Genomic DNA, 22,692 nt, shown 5'->3' with positions numbered 1-22,692 from the left:
CAATTGGGATTGGCCTTAGGAACGCCTCCCAACCAGTCTTCGGCCGCCGACAAGAGGTTGCCGCCGGCCGCGCCGGATCAGCGGATATCGCTGACAACCTCGACAAGAACGACCTGCGACGGCCGCGGGCGGGGAGAGATACAATGGCGTTCAAGAACATTTCTAGCTTCAGGTCCGTGCTGCGTAGCGGCGTGTCGGGCTTGGCCGTTGGCCTGGCCTTGTCGGCCGCCGGCGCCGCCCATGCGCAGGACGCCACGGCCGCGCCGGCCGAGGTCGACGAGGTCGTGGTCACCGGCTTCCGCGCCAGCCTCGCCAGCGCGATCAACATGAAGCGCCAGGAGTCAGGCGTCGTCGACGCCATCAAGGCCGAGGACATCGCCCAGTTCCCTGACCTGAACCTGGCCGAGTCGCTGCAACGCATCCCGGGCGTCTCGATCTCGCGGATCAACGGCGAAGGCCGCCAGGTCACCGTCCGTGGCCTGGGCTCCGACTACACCCGCGTGCGCATCAACGGCATGGAGGCGATCAGCACCACCGGCGGCACCGCCAACAGCGGCGGCACCAACCGCGGTCGCGGCTTCGACTTCAACGTCTTCGCCTCCGACCTGTTCAACAGCCTGGCCGTGCGCAAGACCGCCTCAGCCGATGTCGAGGAAGGCTCTCTGGGCGCCACCGTCGACCTGACCACCGCGCGGCCCTTCGACAGCAACAAGACCCAGTTCGTCATGTCGGTGGGCGCCAGCTACAACGACCTCTCCCAGAAGGCCACGCCGCGGGTCTCGGCGCTCGCCAGCCGCACCTGGTTCGACGACCGCCTGGGCGTCCTGGTCTCCGCCGCCTACGAGGAGCGCCGCCTGAAGGAGGAAGGCGCCAACATTACGCGCTGGACCTATGGCGGCAGCAACGGCGGCTTCAACGCCGCCTCCACCCTGCCCGGCTTCACCCTGGCCCAGATCAACAATCCCAATCCGGCCACCGGCATCTTCGCCCCGCGCATCCCGTCCTATGTGAGCTACGATATCGAGTCCAAGCGGCTCGGCCTCACCGGCACGGTGCAGTTCCGGCCCACCGACCAGACCCTGCTGACGGTCGACGCTCTCTACGCCTACCTCGCCGGGACCCGCAAGGAAGCCCAGCTCCAGGCCATCGGCCTGTCGCGCTCCGGGGTCGGCAAGCCGCAGACCATCATCCGCGATGGCGTGGTCGAGGACCGCAACCTGGTCTATGCCCGGCTGGACAACGTCGATCTGCGCACCCAGTCGGCCTATGACGAGCTGAACACCGAGTTCAAGCAGTTCACCGCCACCCTGACCCACGACTTCAGCGACACCCTGCGGGTCGGCGCCCTGGCGGGCTTCGCGGACTCGACCTTCACCCAGCCGGTCTCGACCATCGTCACCTTCGACCGGGCCAACAGCCAGAACTACAGCTACGACTTCCGCGGCGACCGCGCGCCCACCATCCTGCTGGGCTTCGATCCGACCGACCCGGCCAACTGGTCGCATGTCACCGGCACGTCGGAGGTGCGCATCCGCCCCCAGTTCGTCGAGAACCAGTTCTCCACCGGCAAGATCTATGGCGAGTGGGACTTCAACGACAACCTGACCCTCAAGGCCGGCGCCGACTGGCGGAAGTTCGAATACGACTCCTACGGCGCCTACCGGACCACCGAGACCGCGGTCCAGACCCTGACGCCGGCCCAGCTCGCCTCGGTGTCGAAGGTGTTCTCCGGCTTCGGGCGCAATCTCGACCTGCCGGCGGGCAACGCCACAAGCTGGCTGGTCCCCGACATCGACGCCTACAACGCCATGCTGAACATCTACAGCAACAGCGGCATCTACGCGCTCACCAACACCAACAACTCCTCGGCGCGGGGCCAGTACGGCGCGGTCCAGGAGGAGAGCACGGGCGCCTACGTCCAGGCCGACTTCAAGTTCGACGCCTTCGGCCTGCCCTGGCGCGGCGACGCCGGCGTACGCTACGTCAAGACCGACCAGGAGTCGGCCGGCTATGCCGCGGTCAGCGGCGTCATCCAGCGCGTCCAGGCCAAGCGCAGCTACGACCTGGCCCTGCCGTCGTTCAACATCGCCACCGACCTGACCGACACCGTTGTCGCCCGCTTCAGCGCCGCCAAGACCATCGCCCGGCCCGGCATCGGCTCGCTCTCCCCCGGCGGCGACGTCGGGGTCCAGGGCGCCAACCGCAACTTCAGCTCGGGCAATCCGGAACTCGAGCCGACCAAGTCGACCAATGTCGACCTCTCGCTGGAATGGTATCCGGCCAGCGGCACGATCGTCGCGGCGGGCTTTTTCTTCAAGCGGATCGACACCTTCGTGGCGACCCTGCGTCGCGAGGCGGTGTTCAACACCCTGGGCCTGCCGGACTCCCTGCTGGCCGGCACAGGAGCCCTGCCCACCGAGGTCTTCCAGGTCACCCAGCCGGTCAATTCCGACGGCGGCGACCTGACCGGCGTGGAGCTGAACTGGCAGCAGCCGCTGAGCTTCCTGCCGGGCTTCTGGAGCAACTTCGGCTTCATCGCCAACTACACCTATGTGAACTCGGACATCGAGTACCTGACCTCGACCGCCCCCGGCGCGCCGACCGTCAGCGCCACACTGGTGGGCCTGTCCAAGAACGCGGCCAACTTCACGCTCTACTATGAGACCGACCGCTTCAGCATCCGGGGCTCGGCGGCCTATCGTTCCGGCTACCTCACCCAGGTGCCCGGCAGCGACGGCAACAGCCGGCACGGCACCAACGAGACCCTGAACCTCGACATGCAGGCCACGGTGAACCTGCGCGAGAACCTCAAGCTCAGCTTCGAGGCGGTGAACCTGACCGACGAGTTCAACGACCAGTATGTCGGCGAGAGCAACCGCCTGAACGTCTACACCCACAGCGGACGCCAATACCTCGTGGGCCTGCGCTACAACTTCTAGGTCCCTCGGAGACCGGCCATGTTCAGCCCTCTCGCCGCCGCGCTCGCCGCCGTCGCCCTACAGGCGGCGCCAGCGGCCCCGGCCGCGCCCATGACGATCGTCCGCGAGCGGGACGTCATGCGGCGCGAGACGCCCCCGCCGCACGGGGGCGTCGGCGAGAGCACCGCCTATCGCCTGTCGGACCAAGCGCCGCGGCGGGCCATGGAGTTCCGCAAGCGCGTCCTGCACGCCGGCGCCTCCATCGGCCTCCACGTCCTGACCCACGACGAGGTCTATTATGTCGTCGAGGGCGAGGGCGAGGTCACATCCGACGGCGACATGCGGCGCATCGGCCCGCGGACCGCGGCCTACCTCTATGAGGGCTCCAATGTGGGGATCCGGCAGATCGGCGGCGGCGACCTCGTCCTGCTGATCTCCTACCCGCTCAAGGCGCGGACCAAGTAGCCGCACGCCCCGGCTGGCCCGCCGCGCGCCCCGGGCCATGCGACCATCAAAGCAGCAGGTCGGCGCCGCGTTCCTCGCGGAATCGCCACGAGATCGCTCATTTGGCGACTCTCGATGATATTCCCTACGATCTCCGTTGCGAGCGATCCATATCGTGATGGATTAGGAAATACATCGTCGATTTTCATCGTAAAATCGGATCTTGAAGCCGATTATCACCAACATCGAACCATCCTTTTGTCGCAAACATGCTTATCTCGCGACATCATTGAATATCCTGAGGTAATCGAGCCGTCACGACCCGAAATCTCGAAGTCATTTCAGAAATTGTCGGCGGGCGATGCCGGCGAACAACCGTGGGGGATATGAATGAAGAGCACCACAAGGACGAGATCGCTGATGGCGTTGTTGGTGGGGACGGCCCTGGCCCTGCCCGGCCTCGCCGCCCATGCGGAGCCCACGCCGGAGATGCGGGCGGCCGCGATCGCCGGCGTCGAGGCGCGCACCAAGCTGGCGCAGGAGATGGTGGACTCGGTGTTCAGTTTCGCCGAGCCGGGCTTCCAGGAGGTTCGGACCTCCGAATACATCACCGGCATCCTCGAGAAGAACGGCTTCAAGATCGAGCGCGGGATCGCGGGCATCCCCACCGCCTGGACGGCGACCTGGGGATCGGGCGGCCCGCTGATCGCGCTCGGCAGCGACATCGACGCCCTTCTGGGCCTGTCGCAGGCGCCTGGCGATCCGAACATCCGGCCGCAGGTCGCGGGCGCGCCGGGGCATGGCGAGGGCCACAATTCCGGCATGCCGCTGATGGTCGTCGCCGCCCTCTCGGCCAAGGACGTCATGGAGAAGAACAAGATCCCCGGTCGGTTGATGCTCTGGCCGGGCGTCGCCGAGGAACTGCTGGCGACCAAGGCCTTCTATGTCCGCGACGGGGTGTTCAAGGACGTGGACGCCTCGATCTTCACCCATGTCAGCCGCGACTTCTCCACCGGCTGGGGCCCCGCCGGCAACAACGGGATGGTGTCGGTCGAGTACACCTTCCACGGCAAGACCTCGCACGCCGCCGGCGCGCCCTGGGCTGGACGCAGCGCACTCGACGGGGTCGAGCTCATGAACACGGCGTGGAACATGCGCCGCGAGCACCTGCCGCTCACCCAACGCTCGCACTACGTGATCACCAATGGCGGCGGCCAGCCGAACATCGTGCCGGGCACGGCGTCGGTCTGGTACTATTTCCGCGAGAACACCTTCGGCTCCATCCGCTCGCTCTACGAACTGGGCAACAAGATCTCGGAGGCCTCGGCCGTGGCCACCGACACGACGGTGGAGCGCCGGCTGCTCGGCTACGCCGCGCCCAATTTCGGGAACAAGCCGCTGGCCGAGGCCGCCTACGCCAACATCAAGAGCGTCGGCATGCCCCAGTGGTCCGCCGACGACCAGGCCTTCGCCAAGAGCGTTCAGGAGGCAAACAAGTTCAAGCTTGAACCACTTGCCGCCGAGGTGGCGCCGCTCTCGACACCGGACTCCCGCGGCGTCTCGATGGGCGGCGGGTCGGACGACATCGGCGACGTCATGTGGACGGTCCCGACCATCACGATCCGCTATCCCTCGAACGTGCCCAACGCCATCGGCCACAACGTCACCTCGGCCATGGCGATGGCGACGCCCATCGCTCACAAGGGTGTCGTGGTGGGGGCCAAGGCCGTGGCCCTGACCGTGCTGGACATCGCCACCACGCCCTCGCTCGTCGCGCAGGCGAAGGACTATTTCCAGAACGTCCAGTTGAAGGATCAGAAATACGATCCGGTCCTCACCAAGGACGACAAGCCCGGCATCCACCTGAACGCCGAGATCATGGCGCAGATGCGGCCGAAGATGGAGCCCTACTACTACAACCCTAAGAAATATAAGAGTTATCTGGAGCAGATGGGCGTCAAGTATCCCAATCCACCAGCCAAGTAGCGTTTCCGCGCATCTGTCGCGGAGGCTCGATGCGCGGAGTGGTTCGGGGAGGCGCCCAGCGCCTCCCCGAATTGATTCCAGGGGTCCCTAGGCCTTGCCTTGGAACACGATCGGCGGCGTGCCCCGCCGCGCGACCTCGCGCATTACGAAACTGCTGCGGATCTTGGCCACGTGCGGCAGGGTGGAGAGTTCGCGGCGATAGACCCGGTCATAGTCCTCGAACGACTCCACGTTCAGCATCAGCAGGAAGTCCGTGTCGCCGGAGACGAAGCCGCAATAGGAAACCGAGGGGCATTTCACCACCTCGCGCTCGAACTCGTTCAACGCCCGCTCCGCCTGGGAGCTCAACTCGATGGCCACGAACACCACCACGCTGTAGCCGAGCATCGGCATGTTGAGGTTGGCCGAGTAGTTCAGCACCGCCTGGCGCTCCTCCAGGCTCTTGCGCCGTCGCGCCACGGCCGTGCTGGAGAGGTTGATCTTCTCCCCCAGCCAGACGTCCGAAGCCCGCCCGTCGATGCATAGCTCCCTCAGGAGCCGGTAATCGACGTCATCCAGCTCAATCTGTTCGGATTTCGACATCGATTCCATGACTCCATGCATAAATCAGCGGCACAAACCCATTTTCGGCGCTGAAAACCCGCATTCCGCAAGTCAAATTTGCGCGCCGCAATAGGATGGCCCCAGTCGCGGTCGAGGCGCGTGGTGGTCCTACCATACGTGTCTCCAGCCGCCGCGCACGCTGCGCGGATATTTGCTGCACCGCCCTCCGGGGCGGTCCACGGGGGTGGGAACAAACAGGATGCGCCGCGACGAACGCGGTGGGCCGGGACCTAGGTTCCGGATGGCGAGTTCGGCCGTTCGGACGGTCGGGCGAAGGTTCAACACCAAATCGAGTAGGCGGTGCGTCGAGTATCTCGGCGTCCGGGGGAACCGCTTTGCCCTTCGACAAGGCGCATAGCGACAAGAATTACAATGAAGGTCGTCCGCTTTAATTAACGAACACTTACCTGGGGATAGAAATGAAGCTCGCAGAAAGCCTTCGGTCGACATTGAATGTTCGACGCTATGCGCTCGCGACCGCCAGCGTGGCGGCCCTCCTCGTGTCCGGTCAGGCCGCCCTCGCCCAGGCGGCGACGGACACGGCGGCGGGCGATGAGGCCGTTGACGAGGTCGTCGTCACCGGATCGCGCATCGCTCGGGACGGCTATGACGCGCCGACGCCGGTGAACGTCCTGGGGGCCCAGGAAATCGCCGCGGCGGCCCCGGCCAACATCGCCGATTTCGTCAACACCTTGCCGTCGGTGGCCGGGAGTTCGACGGCGGCCAACTCCTCGGGCGCGCTCAGCAACGGCGCGGCCGGCATCAGCGCGCTCAACCTGCGCTCGCTGGGCACAGGCCGGACCCTGGTGCTGTTCGACGGGCAGCGGTCCGTCGTCTCGGCGGCCACCGGCCAGGTCGACACCAACACTTTCCCGCAGTCGCTGATCTCGCGGGTCGAGGTGGTGACGGGCGGCGCCTCCTCGGCCTACGGCTCCGACGCCATCGGCGGCGTGGTCAATTTCATCCTCGACAAGGAGTACACCGGCGTCAAAACCACGCTGGAATACGGCGAGACCACCTACGGCGACGGCGAGAACTGGAAGTACAACATCACCGCAGGCGGCGGCTTCGCCGACGGCAAGGGCCACGCCCTATTCAGCGCCGAGTGGGTGCGGCAGGACGGGGTCCAGACCATCGATCGCGACTGGAACAAGAGCGGCCATTTCGCGATCCGCAACACCGACCTCTCGGCCGGCGCGCCCTACTACATCGTCACCGACCATGTGGGCATCTCCACCTACACGCCCGGCGGCCTCATCACCGCAGGCCCGATGCGGGGAACCTATTTCGGCGTCAACGGCTCGGTGAACCAGCTGGCCTATGGCGCGGTGTCGGGCCAGTGGATGGTCGGCGGTGACTGGGAATACTCCTCCTCGGGGATCAACGGCACCAACACCCTGATACCGAACGAGGACCGCGACAGCTATTTCGGCCGCGTCAGCTATGAGTTGACGCCCAATATCGAGGTCTTCGCCCAAGCGTCCTACGCCAAGTACGAGGGGCTGGGCTACTACATCTCGCCGACCCAGACCGGCCTCGTCATTCGATCCGATAACGCCTACCTGCCGGCTGCGGTGAAGGCGCAGATGACCGCGCTAGGCCTGACCTCCTTCACCATGGGCACCAGCAACGCCGACATGCCGGCCTCCGGCAGCGCCATGGAACGCGAGACCGAGCGCTATGTGATCGGCGGCAAGGGCGACTTCCAGCTGTTCAACCTGGATATCGACTGGGACGCCTACTACCAGCACGGCAAGACCCAGACCCATGAGCAGCTGACCCCGACCTGGAACAATGCGCGCCTGGCGCTCGCCACGGACGCCGTGCTCAGCAACGGCCAAATCGTCTGCCGCTCCACGATCACCAGTCCCAGCAACGGCTGCGTGCCGCTCAATCGCTTCGGCGTGGGCGTGGCCAGCCAGGCGGCGCTGAACTACGTGCTCGGCACGCCGCTGCGTGAGCAGGAATTCACCCAGGACGTCGCGGCCTTCAACCTGACGACCAGCAGCATCGAGGGCTGGGCCGGGCCGATCTCACTGGCTGCGGGCGCGGAATATCGCAAGGAGAAGATGACCGGCGCGGTCGACCCCGAGTACGCGAACGGCTGGAAGTACGGCAACTACAAGGTCACCCGCGGCGAGTACGACGTGACCGAGGCCTATCTGGAAGGCGTGGTGCCGCTCTATGCGGGCCTGGACTTCAACGGCGCGTTCCGCCTGACGGATTACAGCACCTCGGGCACGGTGAAGACGTGGAAGGCGGGCCTGACCTACGCGCCGATCGACGACATCAAGTTCCGAGCCTCGGCGTCGCGCGATATCCGCGCGGCGAACATGAGCGAGCTGTACGACGCCGGCACCGCGCGCAGCAATTCGGTGAACATCAACGGCGTCTCGACCTCCTTCGTCCAGAACTTGCAGGGCAATCCCGACGCCAAGCCCGAGGTCGCCGACGGCTATGGCGTCGGGGTGGTGGTCTCGCCGCGTTTCCTGCCCGGCTTCCAGGCTTCGATCGACTACTACGACATCAAGGTGAACGGGGTCATCAGCTTCGTCACCGCCCAGCAGACGGCCGACTACTGCTACATCCAAAAGGTCGCGGCGTACTGCAGCAACCTGAAGTTTGTGAACGGGGCGCTGAGCACCATCGACCTCTACTACGACAACCTCAACAGCATGTCCGCGAAGGGCCTCGACATCGAGGTCTCCTACCGCACCAACCTGGAGGATTTCGTCGCCTGGGGAGCCGGCGCCCTGACCCTGCGCGGTATGTTCACCCACTATATCGAGAACGTGACTGACGACGGCGTCACCGCGATCGACCTGGCCGGCGCCAACACCACCAGCACGCCGGACTGGGTTTACCGCCTGTCGGCCACCTACAACCTGGAACCCTGGTCGTTCAACCTGACGGCCCGCGGCGTCAGCGATGGCGTGGTCAGCAACGCCTACACCGAGTGCCAAAGCGCCTGCCCGGCCAGCGTCGCGCCCTACTACACGATCAACGACAACAGCATCGAAGGGGCGATCTATTTCGATGTTTCGGCGACCCACAGCTTCACGGTCGCCAGCGTCGACGGCGAGGCCTTCGTCTCGATCAAGAACCTGTTCAACACCGAGCCGGTCCTGGTCGGCAATCCGAACGCGCTCGGCGCCGAGAACACGGTGGGCTATCCGCAGACCAACCGGAACCTCTACGACGTGTTCGGCCGCACGTTCCGCGTCGGGCTGCGACTGGATTTCTAGGCGGCCGGTCCGCCCTGCATCCGCGGATGCAGGGCGGCGCTGCGACGATTTGTCGGCAAGCGCTTGTTAACGCGACCTTCCGAGCCCCGGGGCTAGGCTCTGGGCAAAGGGGGAAACGTTGATGTCGCGCGCGCCGAACGCGAAAATCGCCGACGACCGGTCCGCCGCGGCCGTGGCGTTCGGCGTTCGCACGGCAATCGCCCTCGGGCGGCGTGGCAGATACGATCGGATCGGGTTCGCGGCTGCTTATGCGCTGATTTCCCTACACGTTTTGCCCTGGATGGTCTCGGCGACCTGGATTGCGGCGATCGTCGCCTGGGAGCTGGCGGTACAGCCCTTGATCGAGCCGTTCCTGACCCGGTTGCGGGAGGATCGCGCGGCGGCCGGCCTCGCGGCCGTCAATTTCGTGGGCGCCTGCCTATTCCAGACCCTGACGGTGCTGTGGCTGGCCGACGGGTCGCCGGTGGGTGTCGCCCTGGCCGCGACCTGGGTCGGCGGGTCGGTCCTGACCACCTTCATCCATTTCAACGCCAACCGGACGCTGCTGTTGGCGACCATATCGCCGGCGCTGATGGCCGCGGCGCTCGGCCCGGCCCTGGCGTTTGGGCTGGCCTGGCCCTCCTTCCTGATACCGACGCTCATCGGACTGGCGGCGCTGGCGGCGCGGCGCTTCTCGCTGGATCATGGCGCGGTGCTCAACGAACTGGCCGATCGCCAGGTCGAGTTCGTCGATCTCGAGCGCAAACTCTCGATCGCCGTCGAGTCCTCGGGCGACGGCTTCTTCGAGATCGACGTCGGCAGCGGGTGGCTCCACCCGAGCCCCGCCTGGCTGGCCATGCTCGGCTACGCTCCGGGCGACGTCGAGAGGCCGATCGCCGACTGGCGCGTGTTCGTCCATCCCGACGACCTGCCGATGCTGGGCGAGCAATATGCGGCGCACTTCCAGGACCAGACGCCGCACACCACCTCGGAACTCCGGATGCGCTGCAAGGACGGCGGCTACAAGTGGGTGCTCTCGCGCGGTCGGCTGGTGTCGCGGACGCCGGACGGCCAGCCGCTGCGGGTGTTCGGCACCACCATCGACATCTCCGAGCGCAAGGCGCTGGAGCACCAACTCGAGGCCGCCCGCGACCTCGCCGAGAGCGCCAACCACGCCAAGAGCGTCTTCGTCGCCAATATGAGCCACGAGATCCGCACGCCGCTCAACGGGGTGATCGGCATCGCCGGCGCCCTCGCGCGGACCGAGCTTTCGCCGGGCCAGCGCGAGATGGTGGCCCTGGTGCAGTCCTCGGGCCAAATGCTGGAGCGGATGCTTTCCGACATCCTGGACCAGGCCAAGATCGAGGCGGGCAATTTCCAGCTCCAGGTCGCGCCCTTCGACCTGCGCCAGGAGATCGAGGCGGCTGCGGAGCTGATGCGCGCCCGGGCCGACGAGAAGGGCCTGGAATTCCATGTCGCCTATGACGAAGCCGCCCAGGGCGTCTTCGAGGGCGACGCCATCCGGATCAAGCAGGTCATTTCGAACCTCGCCTCCAACGCCATCAAGTTCACCCCGGCGGGCGCCGTCGCCGTCAAGGTCGAGGCCATCGATCCGTCGCAGGCCGGGGAACCGACGATCATCCGTATCGAGGTGGTCGACTGCGGGATCGGCTTTGACGCCGAGGTCGCCAATCGCCTGTTCAGTCGGTTCGTCCAGGCCGACGGTTCGATCTCGCGGAAGTTCGGCGGCACAGGTCTGGGCCTGGCCATCTGCAAGGCGCTAGCCGAACTGATGCAGGGCCAGATCTCCGCCCGTTCGGAGCCCGGCGCCGGCAGCGTGTTCATAGTGGAGCTGCCGCTCCGGCGGACCGTGACGCTCGCCGAATACCGGCGGCGACAGGTCGACGGGATCGCGACAGATGAGCCGGCGGGGCCCTCCCCCCCGGATATGGGGAACGTCCGAATCCTCCTGGCTGAGGACCATCCCACCAACCAGCGCGTCGTGCAGCTCATCCTGGCGCCCACCGGCATCGACCTGACCATCGTCGGCAATGGCCAGGAGGCCGTCGACATCTTCAAGCCGGGCCTCTTCGACCTGATCCTGATGGACATGCAGATGCCGGTGATGGACGGGCTGGCCGCCACACGGACGATCCGTCGTCGCGAATCCGCCGCGGACTGCGCACCCACGCCGATCGCCATGTTCTCCGCCAACGCCATGGACGAGCACCTGGCCCTGGCCGTCGAGGCCGGCGCCAATCATCACATCTCCAAGCCGATCACGCCCGAGCGCCTGCTCGCCGGCATCGAGCGCGCGCTAAGCCAGGACACGTCCGGGGAATTGGGCGCGCCGAGACGCACTTCGGCCGGCTAGGTTGAGGGGCCTCAGTCCTTCGGCAGCGTGAATCGAATGGGGATCTTCACCGTCCCTCCTGAGACCGGCGCGCCGTCGCGGGTCATGGGCCGCATCTTGAAGAGCCTCGTCATGCGCAAGGCGGCCGCGCCGAACTCCTGATCGTCCGGGACCTCGGAGGCCACCGTGCAGCCCCCCAGGGCGCCCTTCGCGGTCACGGTGCAGCTCAACGTCACCCGTCCCTCCACGCTCATGCGCAACGCCCGATCGGGATAGTAGCGGGCGAAATCCTCCCCGCTGGGCCGGCGCAGCCAGTCGGGGTTCTGGATCACGGCCGGGCGCGGCGGCGCGACCACCGGCGTCGGCGGCAGCGGCTCGACGATGCGGGGCGGCGCGGGCTGCTCCACCCGGCGCTCAACCGGCGGGACGGGGAGCGGCGGAACCGTCGGAGGCAGGTCGACCACGGCGGCGGGCGGGCGGGGCTGCAGTTTCGGCGGCGGCGGCGGCGGGGTGTTCGGGGGCGGCGGCGGCGGCGGCGGCGGAGGCGGCGGCGGTACGGGCTTGACCAGTTCCACGCTGGTCACATCGTCGGCGTATTCTCGGTAGTTCGGCTCGAACTTCGCCTTCCACACATAGACGCCGATGATGGCGTGGACCGACAGCGACGCGAGGACGGCCAACAAGGGGCCTTGGCGGCGGCGCCTTGCCTGCGGCCTGGGCGGGTCGCGGGCTCGACCGGCCAGAACGCGTCGCAGGACACGGCCGACCTCGCTGTCCGAGCCATGGGCGGCGTGCGCTAGTGCGGTGGAAGACGGCATGGCGACCACTCTCGCCGGCCGCCTCCGGTTCAACTCACGGCGACCGGCCCCCTTCAGATGGGAAACGCGGCGACGTGCATGAAGGGCGCGTCGGGAAATATTCGATCCGCGGCGCGCGGCGGGTTGTTTGCGAGTCGTAGAATCCGGAACCGACTCCAAGCGAAACCGTTGAACAAAAGCCAGGCGCGGCTGCGTCTACGCGCGGCCTCCGCCGGTCATCGTATGGAGGTCGCCATGAGGGCGATAAATCTACACCTACCGCACCTGCACATCCCACGCGTCGGACGTCCGTTGATGCCGCGCCGCGCGGCCGATGCGCACGTCAAGACCCACGGCATGCCGACTCTTGGCAATGCCTGGGCCCTGGTGCTGGCCGCCATCGTCGCGATCGCGGTGCTAATTGGCCTCTGGATGTCAGGCAATGTCCCGATGTCGGCGGCCGAGGTGCCGCAGCTCTGACGAGCTGTCGTACAAGCCTAGGCTTGGTCTCGACGGGGTCGTCGGTCAGAGCGCGCGCGCGCGGCGCAGGCCTTCCGGGTTTTCCACCTGGGCGCGGCGCTCGTTGATCGCCATCGCCGCGGCGATCCGCTCGGCCTCGCCATCGTCGAGATCGATGGTGTAGGAGACGAAGTCCTCCGGAACGGGCGAAGCGAGCACTGAACTGACGTCGATCATCGGATTCGGCATCGATTGTTCCTCGCGGCAGGCCACCCCTTGCGGGTTAATCAAGTGTTACGACAATCCCGCGACAGTCAAAGGGTCAAGCTCGGGATTCGTCGCATGATCACAGGCTGTTGAGCGGGATTTGGGCGCTGCACCATCCGCGAGGCTGGCGCGCCAAGAGCGACCCGGATCACGAATTTCAGACGCCGCCAGGCGAAAAATCGCCTCCCGAGAGCCGAGAAACGTATTGGCCGAGACCCGGATAAGGACTTACCATCGATAACGAACGTCGCGCCGCAATTGGCTGGATCTGCTCCATTGGAGCTCGTCTTCGCAGTTGCGGGAGAACGGCGTCGGGGAGAGGGAGTGGTTTGTGCAGCGCACCAGTACCGAGGGTCCCGACTACTTCCACAAGGTTGTCGATTGTCAGTGGGCCTGTCCTGCCCATACGCCGGTTCCCGAATATATCCGTCTGATCGCCGAAGGCCGATATTCCGACGCCTACATGGTCAACTGGAAGTCCAACGTCTTCCCGGGGATCCTGGGACGGACCTGCGACCGCCCCTGCGAGCCGGCCTGCCGCCGCGGCCGGGTGGAGGACGAACCCGTCGCCATTTGCCGCCTCAAGCGGGTCGCCGCCGACAACAAGGACGACATCACCGGCCGCCTGCCCCCGCCCGCGTCCGCCTCCAACGGTAAGCGAATCGCCCTGATCGGCGCCGGCCCCGCCTCGCTCACCGTGGCGCGCGACCTGGCGCCCCTGGGCTATGAGTTGGTGCTCTATGACGGCGACGCCAAGGCCGGCGGCATGATCCGCAGCCAGATCCCCCGCTTCCGCCTGCCCGAGTCCGTCATTGACGAAGAGGTGGGCTACATCACCGGGCTCGGCATGGAGATGCGACTGGGCTCCTATGTCGACAGCCTCAAGTCGGTGCTCGACGAGGGTTATGACGCGGTCTTCGTGGGCTCGGGCGCGCCGCGCGGCCGCGACCTGGACCTTCCGGGCCGCCGCGAGGTCGCCGGCCACATCCACATCGGCATCGACTGGCTCGCCAGCGTCTCCTTCGGCCACATCGAGAAGATCGGCCGCCGGGTGATCGTGCTGGGTGGCGGCAACACCGCCATGGACTGCTGCCGCACCTCGCGGCGGCTGGGCGGCGAGGACGTCAAGGTGATCGTCCGCTCCGGCTTCGAGGAGATGAAGGCCTCGCCCTGGGAAAAGGAAGACGCCATCCATGAAGACATCCCGATCCTCAACTTCCTGGTCCCCAAGGCCTTCACCCATGAGGACGGCCGCCTCACCGGCGTGACCTTCGAGAAGGTTGAGCCGCGGTTCGACGAACGCGGCCGCCGCAGCCTGGTCCCCACCGGCGAGCCCGACCAGCATTTCGAGTGCGACGACGTCCTGATCGCCGTGGGCCAGGAGAACGCCTTCCCCTGGATGGAGCGCGACATCGGCCTCACCTTCGACGACGCCAGCGGCATGCCGCAGGTCGATCCGGTGACCTTCCAGTCCACCCATCCGCGGGTCTTTTTCGGCGGCGACGCCGCCTTCGGGCCTAAGAACATCATCTGGGCCGTGGCCCAGGGCCACGACGCGGCCATCTCCATCGACAAGTTCTGCAAGGGCCAGGACCTCGCCGACCGCCCACCGCCCGGCTTTTCCATGGCCAGCCAGAAGATGGGCATCCATGAGTGGAGCTACGACAACGACATCGCCAACGACCTGCGCTACCGGGTGCCGCTGCGCGACAAGGCCGTGGCGCTGAAAGACGTCAAGGTCGAGGTCGAACTCGGCTTCGACCTCGAGATGGCCTATCGCGAGGCCCAGCGCTGCCTCAACTGCGACATCCAGACGGTGTTCTCCGAGCCTGCCTGCATCGAGTGCGACGCCTGCGCCGACATCTGCCCGGTGGACTGCATCACCTTCACCGAAAATGGCGACGAGGACGACCTGCGCGGTCGCCTCAACGCCCCGGCGCTGAACACCGAACAGGCCATCCTGGTCTCCGGCGATCTCAAGACCGGCCGGGTGATGGTCAAGGACGAGGATGTCTGCCTGCACTGCGGCCTCTGCGCCGAGCGCTGCCCCACCGGGGCCTGGGACATGCAGAAGTTCCTCCTGGATATGACCCACGCGGGGGGGACATGCCGCTAGAGGCCGTCAACGACTTCGTCGTCAAGTTCGCCAACGTCAACGGATCGGGTTCGGCGAGCGCCAACGGCATGTTCGCCAAGTCGATCCTGCGGATGGGCGTGCCCGTCGCGGCGCGCAACATCTTCCCGTCCAACATCCAGGGCCTGCCGACCTGGTTCGAGGTGCGGGTGACCGGGGCCGGCCATCTGGGGCGGCGCGGCGGGGTGGACCTGATGGTCGCCATGAACCCGCAGACCTGGGACCGCGACATCGCCGAGATCGAGCCCGGCGGCTACCTGTTCTACGACTCCACCAAGCCCCTGCCCCGCGAGAAGTTCCGCGACGACATCAATGTGGTGGGCGTACCCCTGACCGCCATCTGCAACGCCGCCTACCAGCTTCCGCGCGAGCGTCAGCTGTTCAAGAACATCATCTATGTCGGGGCCTTGGCCGCCCTTCTTGGCATCGAGCTCGAAGTCCTGGAGACCCTGCTGTCCGAGCAGTTCGCGGGCAAGGAACGGCTGATCGCCGCCAACGTCGCCGCGCTCAAGATGGGCCGGGACCATGTGGCCGAGAACCTCCAGCCCCTGGGCCTGAAGGTGGTCCGCGCCGACGGGGTCGGCGACCGGATCTTCGTCGAAGGCAACATGGCCGCGGCCCTGGGCGCGGTCTATGGCGGCGCCACGGTCTGCGCCTGGTATCCGATCACCCCTTCGACTTCGCTCGCCGAGGCCTTCACCGGCTTCTGCGAGGACTACCGGACCGATCCGGACAGCGGCAAGGCCCGCTACGCCATCGTCCAGGCCGAGGACGAGATCGCCTCCATCGGCGTGGTGGTGGGCGCCGGCTGGAATGGCGCGCGGGCCTTCACCGCCACCTCGGGGCCCGGCGTCTCGCTGATGACCGAGTTCATCGGTCTTTCCTATTTCGCCGAGATCCCGGCGGTGATCTTCGACGTCCAGCGCGGCGGGCCGTCCACCGGCATGCCCACCCGCACCCAGCAGGCCGACCTGCTGGCCGGCGCCTATGCCGGCCACGGCGACACCAAGCACCCCATGCTGCTGCCCGCAGATCCCGGCGAATGCTTCGAGATGGGGGCGCTCGCCTTCGATCTCGCCGACCGGCTGCAGACCACCATCTTCGTCATGCTGGACCTCGACATCGGCATGAACGAGTGGCTGACCAAGCCCTTCGAGTGGGACCCCGAACGCAAGCTCGACCGCGGCAAGGTGATGACCTACGAGGACCTGGAGGCCGGCAAGGAATTCGGCCGCTATCTCGACGTCGACGGCGATGGCGTCCCCTACCGCACCTATCCGGGCGTCCACCCCACCAAGGGCGGCTATTTCACCCGCGGCACCTCGCGCAATCCCTATGCCCGCTACAGCGAGGAGGGCGCGGTCTATGTCGACAACATGGAACGCCTGCTGCGCAAGTTCGACACGGCCAAGGCCCTGGTCCCCGCCCCGGTCGCCCGCCCCGCCAAGCGCGCCACCCGCGAGGGGGTGATCTATTTCGGCTCCAGCACCCCCTCCATGCACGAGGCGCTGGAAACCCTGGAAACCCAGGGCCTCCATCTGGATGCCCTGCGCGTACGCGGTTTCCCCTTCGCCGACGAGGTGTTCGACTTCATCGCCGCCCACGACCGGGTGTTCGTGGTCGAACAGAACCGCGACGCCCAGCTCCGCACCCTGCTGGTCAACGAGGGCGACGTCGCCCCGTCCAAGCTGGTCCCTGTACTCAACTATGACGGCTCGCCGATCACCGCCCGCTTCATCGCCGGCGCCATCGGGGACTTGATGACCGCTGGCCGCGTGGAGGCCGCCGAATGACCTACATCACCAAGCCCCAGCTGCATCACCCCAAGCTCGCGGCCAACAGCCTGGGCTATACCCGCCGCGACTATGAGGGCTCGGTCTCGACGCTTTGCGCCGGCTGCGGCCACGACTCGATCTCGGCGGCCATCATCCAGGCCTGCTATGAGCTGGAGCTGCCGCCCCACCGGATCGCCAAGCTGTCGGGCATCGGCTGCTCGTCCAAGACCCCGGACTATTTCCTGGGCAACTCCCACGGCTTCAACACCGTCCACGGGCGCATGCCCTCGGTGCTCACCGGCGCCAACCTGGCCAATCGCGACCTGATCTATCTTGGGGTCTCGGGCGACGGCGACTCGGCCTCGATCGGCCTGGGCCAGTTCGCCCACTCGATCCGCCGCGGCGTCAACATGCTCTACATCGTGGAGAACAACGGGGTGTACGGCCTGACCAAGGGCCAGTTCTCCGCCACCTCCGACAAGGGCTCGAAGTCCAAGAAGGGCGTGGTCAACCACGATGCCGGCATCGACCTGGTCATGCTGGCCCTGCAGATGGGCGCCACCTTCGTCGCCCGCTCCTTCTCCGGCGACAAGGCCCAGCTGGTGCCTCTGATCAAGGCGGCGCTCGCCCATAAGGGCGCGGCCTTCATCGACTGCATCAGCCCCTGCGTGCAGTTCAACAACCACGTCGGCTCGACCAAGAGCTACGACTATGTCCGCGAGCACAACGAAGCGGTGAACCGCCTGGACGTCGTCGTCCCGCGCGACGAGATCCAGGTCGACTACGCTCCTGGCACGACCGTCCCGGTCACCCAGCATGACGGCTCGATCCTGCAGCTCCACAAGCTGGCCCAGCACTACGATCCCAGCGACCGGGTCGGCGCCCTGGCCTACCTCCAAGCCCGCCAGGCCCTGGGTGAGATCGTCACCGGCCTGCTGTTCATCGACCCCGAGGCCCGCGACCTGCACGAGAACCTCGACACGGTGGATGTTCCCTTGAACAGCTTGAACGAAGCCGAGCTGGTGCCGAGCCTCGACGTCCTCGCAAAGCTGAACGCGTCGCTGCGGTAGGGTGCATCCTTCTCCCCTTGCGGGAGAAGGTGGCCCCGCGAGAGCGGGGTCGGATGAGGGGTCGATGGCCCTATCCGATTGGAGGCGGCGAAGCCGGAACATCCGAGGAAATTGGACTCAAAGGACGCGAAGACCACGAAGGGTAGCCCCGGCTCGGCCTATCGCGTTCGGCACCCTTCGCGTCCTTTGTGGTCTTCGTGTCCAAAATTGGCTTCGCCAGTCTCGTCGGAGAGTTCTGAGAAACCCCTCATCCGAACGTTCTCCGAACGGCCACCTTCTCCCGCAAGGGGAGAAGGACCGCGCGCCCGTCTACGAATCCAGCGTCCGCCGCGCGTGGGCCACGTGGAACTCGCCGCTCACCGACAGCACGATCCAATCGCCGGGCTGGGCCACGGTCCAGCCGTCGGGGGTGCAGACCTGGACGGAACCGGCCTCGGTCATGGCCTGGGCGTCTTCCCCCAGCCACATCCACAGGGTGCGCCAGTTCTTGACGTCGTGCGGCGGCGGCACGCGAAGCGCGGCGCCATGGTCGAAGCGAACGGGTTCGGCGGAATGGACTAGCCTCATCCCGCGCATACCGGGCTGCTTCGGTGACTAGAAACTTAATGCGACTCACTCATTCGGCGCGAAGGGCGTCCGCCGGGCGCTTGGCCAGGGCCTGTAGCGAGGCCAGCAGGCCGCCCAGCCCCGCCAGCAGCGCCGCGCCGCCCACCAGGGCCGCCACCCCGCCCCAATCGATGGCCCAGTCGGCCTTGAACACCAGGGTCACCACCGGCCAGGCGGCGAACACGCCCAGGCCCACGCCGGTCACCCCGGCGATCAGGCCCACCACGCCGTATTCCAGCACATAGGCCGAAAGAATCTGCAGCCGCGAGGCGCCCAGCACCTTGAGGATGGTGGCTTCCCGCGCCCGGGCCTGGGCGCGGGCGGCAATGGCCCCGGTCAGCACCAGCAGCCCGGCGAGGGCGGCCACGCCGGCCGCGCCGCGGATGGCGAGCGCCAGGCGGTCGAAGAGGTCGGTGGCGGCCTCCAGCTGCTCGCGCACCGAGATCACGTTCACCTCCGGGAAGGCGCCGCCGAGCGCACGGGCCACGCGGGCCTCCTGGGCCCGGCTGGCCTTGGCGATGGCCACGTGGCGCAACTCCGCTCCCTCCAGGGCCGAGGGGTTCAGAACCAGGGGGAAACTCGCGCCGAAGCCACCGACATCGACCTCGCGCAGCACCGCCACCTTGGCCTCGATCTCGCGGCCCAGCACCGACAGGGTCACCAGGTTGCCGACCTTCAGCCGGCCGGCCCGCGCGGCGTCGACCTCCATGGCCAACAGCGGCGGACCGGCATAGTCGGCCGGCCACCAGCGACCCTCCACGACCTTGGCGTTCTTCGGCTCCGGCCCGATGGCCGATAGCGAGATGTCGTTGTCATAGGCCCAGCGCTCCTGCTCGTTGATGGCGTTGCGGTTCACGGGCATGGCGCCCAGCCGGATGATCCGGCCCGTCAGGAACGGCGCGCGCAGATAGGTCTCCGGGGTCAGGGGCGCGGCGAAGGCGGCGGCCACCGCCGCGTCGAACTCGGCGGCCCGCGCGCCGGGGATCTCGGTGAACACCAGGGCCGGGGCGGTGCGCGGCGCGACCTCGGCCACCTGGCGCAGCAGGCTGGACTGGATCAGCACCACCGCCGACAGCAGGGCCACCCCCAGGCCGATGGCGGGCGCGGCGGTGCGCGCCGCCGAGCGCGGCCCCGCCAGATTGGCCAGGCCCATGCGCATGGAACCTCGCGTCCGCCCCCGCAGCCGCCCGGCCAGCCAGGCCGCGCCCAGCCCCAGGCCCCACAGCAGCACGAACGACACCGCCACCCCGCCGATCATCCCGGCCGCTGCTAACGGGGTGGGCGCGGTGATCACCGAGAGCGCCGCCAGGGCCAGCGCCGCGACGCCCGCCCCCACCGTCTCGACGTCCAGCTTCAGCCGCCCCCCGACGTCGCGGCGAAACAGGCTGGCCGGCGGGGTCACCCGCGCCCGCGCCAGGGGCGCGAGCGAGAAGGCCGCCGCCGACAGCAGGCCGAAGGCCGCGGCCTTCAGCAGCGGGACTGGATAGATGTCGAACAGGGCCGGAACCGGGATGTCGTCGGGGACCAACCCGCCCAGGACGAAGGGCGCCGCGGCGCCGATCGCCAGGCCGAGGGCCACCCCCAGCAGGGCCAGGACCCCGATCTGGATCAGGTAGAGGTCGCGGATGAACGGCCCCTCGGCCCCGAGCGCCTTCAGCACGGCGATCGAGGGCTTGCGCGCCTCCAGGAAGGCGACCACCGCGCCGAACACCCCCAGTCCCCCGGCCACCAGGGAAGCCAGGCCGATGAAGCCCAGGAAGTATTCCAGCTGGTCGATCAACCAGCGGATGCCCGGGGCGGCATCCTCGCGGTCGCGGATGCGGATGGACCTGTCCTTCAACGCCTTGCGCAGGGCCTGCCGCGCCGCCTTCAGGTCCGTGGCCGGCGGCAAGGCCACGCGGGCGGTCTCGGCGAAGGTCAGGCCCGGCTCCAGGAACCCGCCGGCCGCCACGGCCTCACGGCGCGTCAGCACCCGCGGCCCCAGCGCGAAGCCGCGCGACAGCCGGTCGGGCTCCTCCTGCAGCACGTCGCGGACCGCCACCGGCATCTCGCCGACCAGGATCTGGTCCCCGATCTTCAGGCCAAGGCGTTCCAACAAGGCCCGCTCCACCGCCGCGCCGGCCACCCCGTCGCGGATGGCCAGGGCGCGGGCCAGGGGCTGGCCGGTCTCCAGGGTCACCTTGCCGGAGAGCGGATAGGCCTCGCTCACCCCGCGCAGTTCGACCAGCCTTCGCTCGCCGGACGCCGCCTGGGCCATGGCCCGGGTCCCGACGGCCCAGGAGGTCGCGCCCATGGCCTCGATGGCCCTGCGCTCGGTGTCGGAGAACCGGCGCTGTTCCAGGGAGACGGCCATATCGCCGCCCAGGATCTCGCGCGCCTGCACGGCCAGTCCGGTCCGGAAGGCCTCGGCGGTCGAGCCCGCGGCGGCGATGGCCGCCACGCCGAGCGCCAGGCAGGCCAGGAAGATACGGAACCCCTTCACCCCGGAGCGCAGCTCGCGGGCGGCGAACCGCCAGGCCAGGAACTTCACGGCGCCACGCGCCCGTCGGCCAGCCGCACCCGGCGGTCGGCGCGGGCGGCCAGGGCTTCGTCGTGGGTGACCAGGACCAGGGCGGCCCCCTCCTCCGCCACCAGCCCGAACAGCAGGTCGGCCACATGGGCGGCGTTGACCCCGTCCAGATTGCCGGTGGGTTCGTCGGCGAACAGCAGGGCGGGCCGCGGCGCGAGCGCCCGGGCCAGCGCCACCCGCTGCTGCTCGCCACCGGAGAGCTGGTGCGGATAATGCTTCAGGCGCGCCGAGAGGCCGACCCGGTCCAACCAGCCCCTGGCCACGGTCTCGGCGTCGGCCGCGCCCGCGATCTCCATGGGGGCGGAGACATTCTCCAGGGCGGTCATGTTGGGCAGCAGGTGGAAGGCCTGGAACACGAGGCTGACCCGGCCCCGGCGCAGACGGGCGCGCCCGTCCTCGTCCAGTTTCGACAGCTCCCGGCCGAACAGGGTGACCCAGCCGGAGGTTGGCCGCTCCAGGCCGGCGGCCACGGCGATCAGCGAGGACTTGCCAGAGCCCGATGGGCCGGTGACCGCCACCCGCTCCCGTTCGGCCACGGAAAAGCTCAGGTCGCGCAGGATATCCACGGGACCCGCCGCGGAAGGCAGGGTGAGGCAGACGTTCGAGAGGACGAGCGGCGGACCAGCGTCGGACAAGAGGACCTCTGAAGCGATGGCGACTTGGCAAGCGAAGCCTTAGATAGGGCAGGAGAATGGCCGACACACCCACCAGCCTGACGACCCGCCGCGCCGTGATCGCCGCCATGGCGCTCGTCCTGCCCGGCGCGGCCCCGGCCGCGCCGCGGCGCGTGGTCACCCTGCTGGGCGATTCCATCACCGCCGGCTACGGCCTGCCCGCGCGGGCCGCCCTCCCCGCCCGGCTGCAGGCCGAGCTCGACCGGCTGGGCGCCGGCGCCCTGGTGCGCGGCGCGGGCGTCTCGGGCGACACCACCGCGGGCGGCTTGGCGCGCCTCGATTTCAGCGTTCAGAAGGACACCAGTGTCTGCGTGGTGGCGCTCGGCGGCAACGACCTCCTGCAGGGCCAGGATCCCAAGCGGACCAAGGCCAATCTCGACCGCATCGTCGGCCGGCTGCGCGCGCGGAAGATCGCGGTGGTGGTGGCGGGCCTGAAGCCCCCGGCGGTGATCGGCCGGTCCTATGCCCGGGAGTTCGAGGCGGTGTTCGCCGCCGTGGCCCGCGCCCATGGCGCGGCCCTCTATCCCAACCTGCTGGCCGGCGTCGCCCAGACCCCGACCCTCAACCAGCGCGACGGCTTCCACCCCAACGCCCAGGGCGTCCAGGTGATCGCCCGCGGCCTGGCGCCGGTGGTGTTGAAGGCCTTGGGTCGGGCCTAGCGCAACGCCCAGATGCTCCCCCTCTGGGCTACCGGATGCACGGAAGTGATTCCCTGGGTTGAGCGGAGCTGATCCAAGGGTCCGATCTTTGGGGGGGTCGGATGGATTGGTTTGGGCCGGGGGATGCACGGAGGTCGGCGCGTGGGGCGTGGCT

16 protein-coding genes are annotated in these 22,692 nt (G+C 67.8%); 10 read left to right on the top strand and 6 right to left on the bottom strand.

Features of this window, described 5'->3' with window-relative positions; translation table 11 throughout:
* Window positions 1-143: 143 nt before the first annotated feature.
* The 3 genes from Q8Q88_RS13610 to Q8Q88_RS13600 all read left to right on the top strand — a co-directional run bounded on the left by Q8Q88_RS13610 (window position 144) and on the right by Q8Q88_RS13600 (window position 5,348).
* On the top strand, window positions 144-2,939 hold the full coding sequence (locus Q8Q88_RS13610; RefSeq protein WP_305675726.1) for a TonB-dependent receptor: 2,796 nt from the start codon (window positions 144-146) through the stop codon (window positions 2,937-2,939).
* Between the two features lie 18 nt (window positions 2,940-2,957).
* Entirely contained in the window at window positions 2,958-3,383 is a 426-nt protein-coding gene (locus Q8Q88_RS13605) for a cupin domain-containing protein (RefSeq protein WP_305675725.1), read from the top strand.
* A gap of 399 nt (window positions 3,384-3,782) precedes the next feature.
* Window positions 3,783-5,348, top strand: coding sequence for an amidohydrolase (locus tag Q8Q88_RS13600; RefSeq protein WP_305675724.1), 1,566 nt, complete (start codon window positions 3,783-3,785; stop codon window positions 5,346-5,348).
* 87 nt (window positions 5,349-5,435) lie between these two features.
* Here the strand turns inward: Q8Q88_RS13600 and Q8Q88_RS13595 are convergent, their stop codons facing one another.
* Window positions 5,436-5,930 carry an Lrp/AsnC family transcriptional regulator gene (locus Q8Q88_RS13595; protein ID WP_305675723.1) on the bottom strand — a complete coding sequence of 165 codons (495 nt, stop codon included), beginning with the start codon at window positions 5,928-5,930 and terminating at the stop codon, window positions 5,436-5,438.
* Between the two features lie 506 nt (window positions 5,931-6,436).
* Between Q8Q88_RS13595 and Q8Q88_RS13590 the strand changes: the two genes are divergently transcribed.
* Entirely contained in the window at window positions 6,437-9,196 is a 2,760-nt protein-coding gene (locus Q8Q88_RS13590; RefSeq protein WP_305675722.1) for a TonB-dependent siderophore receptor, read from the top strand.
* Between the two features lie 121 nt (window positions 9,197-9,317).
* On the top strand, window positions 9,318-11,549 hold the full coding sequence (locus Q8Q88_RS13585) for an ATP-binding protein (RefSeq protein ID WP_305675721.1): 2,232 nt from the start codon (window positions 9,318-9,320) through the stop codon (window positions 11,547-11,549).
* An 11-nt stretch (window positions 11,550-11,560) separates the two neighbouring features.
* On the opposite strand, the gene Q8Q88_RS13580 is transcribed toward Q8Q88_RS13585, so the two are convergent.
* Window positions 11,561-12,208, bottom strand: a complete 648-nt coding sequence (locus tag Q8Q88_RS13580; RefSeq protein WP_305675720.1) for an energy transducer TonB — start codon at window positions 12,206-12,208, stop codon at window positions 11,561-11,563.
* Window positions 12,209-12,580: 372 nt separating this feature from the next.
* Here Q8Q88_RS13580 and Q8Q88_RS13575 point away from each other — a divergent pair, with 372 nt between their 5' ends.
* Window positions 12,581-12,805 carry a hypothetical protein gene (locus Q8Q88_RS13575; protein ID WP_305675719.1) on the top strand — a complete coding sequence of 75 codons (225 nt, stop codon included), beginning with the start codon at window positions 12,581-12,583 and terminating at the stop codon, window positions 12,803-12,805.
* A gap of 45 nt (window positions 12,806-12,850) precedes the next feature.
* Here Q8Q88_RS13575 and Q8Q88_RS13570 read toward each other — a convergent pair whose 3' ends face one another.
* The gene (locus Q8Q88_RS13570; RefSeq protein WP_305675718.1) at window positions 12,851-13,033 is read right to left on the bottom strand and encodes a hypothetical protein; all 183 of its coding nucleotides are present in this window, start codon (window positions 13,031-13,033) and stop codon (window positions 12,851-12,853) included.
* Between the two features lie 349 nt (window positions 13,034-13,382).
* Here Q8Q88_RS13570 and Q8Q88_RS13565 point away from each other — a divergent pair, with 349 nt between their 5' ends.
* The 3 genes from Q8Q88_RS13565 to Q8Q88_RS13555 are packed head-to-tail and all read left to right on the top strand — an operon-like array spanning window position 13,383 to window position 18,030.
* Window positions 13,383-15,167, top strand: a complete 1,785-nt coding sequence (locus tag Q8Q88_RS13565; protein WP_305675717.1) for an FAD-dependent oxidoreductase — start codon at window positions 13,383-13,385, stop codon at window positions 15,165-15,167.
* Window positions 15,158-16,978, top strand: coding sequence for a 2-oxoacid:acceptor oxidoreductase subunit alpha (locus Q8Q88_RS13560; protein WP_305675716.1), 1,821 nt, complete (start codon window positions 15,158-15,160; stop codon window positions 16,976-16,978). The genes Q8Q88_RS13565 and Q8Q88_RS13560 overlap by 10 nt, the downstream gene beginning before the upstream one ends.
* The gene (locus Q8Q88_RS13555; RefSeq protein WP_305675715.1) at window positions 16,975-18,030 is read left to right on the top strand and encodes a 2-oxoacid:ferredoxin oxidoreductase subunit beta; all 1,056 of its coding nucleotides are present in this window, start codon (window positions 16,975-16,977) and stop codon (window positions 18,028-18,030) included. The genes Q8Q88_RS13560 and Q8Q88_RS13555 overlap by 4 nt, the downstream gene beginning before the upstream one ends.
* Before the next feature lie 309 nt (window positions 18,031-18,339).
* Here Q8Q88_RS13555 and Q8Q88_RS13550 read toward each other — a convergent pair whose 3' ends face one another.
* From Q8Q88_RS13550 to Q8Q88_RS13540, 3 genes are read right to left on the bottom strand one after another with little or no spacing between them, the layout of a single operon-like run.
* Window positions 18,340-18,597, bottom strand: a complete 258-nt coding sequence (locus tag Q8Q88_RS13550) for a hypothetical protein (RefSeq protein ID WP_305675714.1) — start codon at window positions 18,595-18,597, stop codon at window positions 18,340-18,342.
* 49 nt (window positions 18,598-18,646) lie between these two features.
* The gene (locus Q8Q88_RS13545; RefSeq protein ID WP_305675713.1) at window positions 18,647-21,166 is read right to left on the bottom strand and encodes an ABC transporter permease; all 2,520 of its coding nucleotides are present in this window, start codon (window positions 21,164-21,166) and stop codon (window positions 18,647-18,649) included.
* A complete protein-coding gene (locus Q8Q88_RS13540) occupies window positions 21,163-21,840 on the bottom strand; it encodes an ABC transporter ATP-binding protein (protein WP_305675712.1) in 678 nt (225 codons plus the stop codon). Before Q8Q88_RS13540 ends, Q8Q88_RS13545 begins: the two co-directional genes overlap by 4 nt.
* A gap of 56 nt (window positions 21,841-21,896) precedes the next feature.
* Here Q8Q88_RS13540 and Q8Q88_RS13535 point away from each other — a divergent pair, with 56 nt between their 5' ends.
* Window positions 21,897-22,538: an arylesterase gene (locus tag Q8Q88_RS13535; protein WP_305675711.1), complete on the top strand. Its 642-nt coding sequence runs from the start codon at window positions 21,897-21,899 to the stop codon at window positions 22,536-22,538.
* Window positions 22,539-22,692: the final 154 nt, after the last annotated feature.

Source organism: Phenylobacterium sp. (assembly GCF_030697925.1).
Classification (GTDB): Bacteria; Pseudomonadota; Alphaproteobacteria; order Caulobacterales; family Caulobacteraceae; genus Phenylobacterium.
The sequence above is the reverse complement of the archived record's forward strand: the minus strand, read 5'-3'. Positions and strand labels throughout refer to the sequence as shown.

What these genes read in the sequence shown, in the direction of transcription:
- Q8Q88_RS13610 (WP_305675726.1), top strand. Translation starts at nt 144, where the DNA reads ATGGCGTTCAAGAACATTTCTAGCTTCAGGTCCGTGCTGCGTAGCGGC.
- Q8Q88_RS13605 (WP_305675725.1), top strand. Translation starts at nt 2,958, where the DNA reads ATGTTCAGCCCTCTCGCCGCCGCGCTCGCCGCCGTCGCCCTACAGGCG.
- Q8Q88_RS13600 (WP_305675724.1), top strand. Translation starts at nt 3,783, where the DNA reads ATGGCGTTGTTGGTGGGGACGGCCCTGGCCCTGCCCGGCCTCGCCGCC.
- Q8Q88_RS13595 (WP_305675723.1), bottom strand. Translation starts at nt 5,930, where the DNA reads ATGTCGAAATCCGAACAGATTGAGCTGGATGACGTCGATTACCGGCTC.
- Q8Q88_RS13585 (WP_305675721.1), top strand. Translation starts at nt 9,318, where the DNA reads ATGTCGCGCGCGCCGAACGCGAAAATCGCCGACGACCGGTCCGCCGCG.
- Q8Q88_RS13575 (WP_305675719.1), top strand. Translation starts at nt 12,581, where the DNA reads ATGAGGGCGATAAATCTACACCTACCGCACCTGCACATCCCACGCGTC.
- Q8Q88_RS13570 (WP_305675718.1), bottom strand. Translation starts at nt 13,033, where the DNA reads ATGCCGAATCCGATGATCGACGTCAGTTCAGTGCTCGCTTCGCCCGTT.
- Q8Q88_RS13560 (WP_305675716.1), top strand. Translation starts at nt 15,158, where the DNA reads ATGCCGCTAGAGGCCGTCAACGACTTCGTCGTCAAGTTCGCCAACGTC.
- Q8Q88_RS13555 (WP_305675715.1), top strand. Translation starts at nt 16,975, where the DNA reads ATGACCTACATCACCAAGCCCCAGCTGCATCACCCCAAGCTCGCGGCC.
- Q8Q88_RS13550 (WP_305675714.1), bottom strand. Translation starts at nt 18,597, where the DNA reads ATGAGGCTAGTCCATTCCGCCGAACCCGTTCGCTTCGACCATGGCGCC.
- Q8Q88_RS13535 (WP_305675711.1), top strand. Translation starts at nt 21,897, where the DNA reads ATGGCCGACACACCCACCAGCCTGACGACCCGCCGCGCCGTGATCGCC.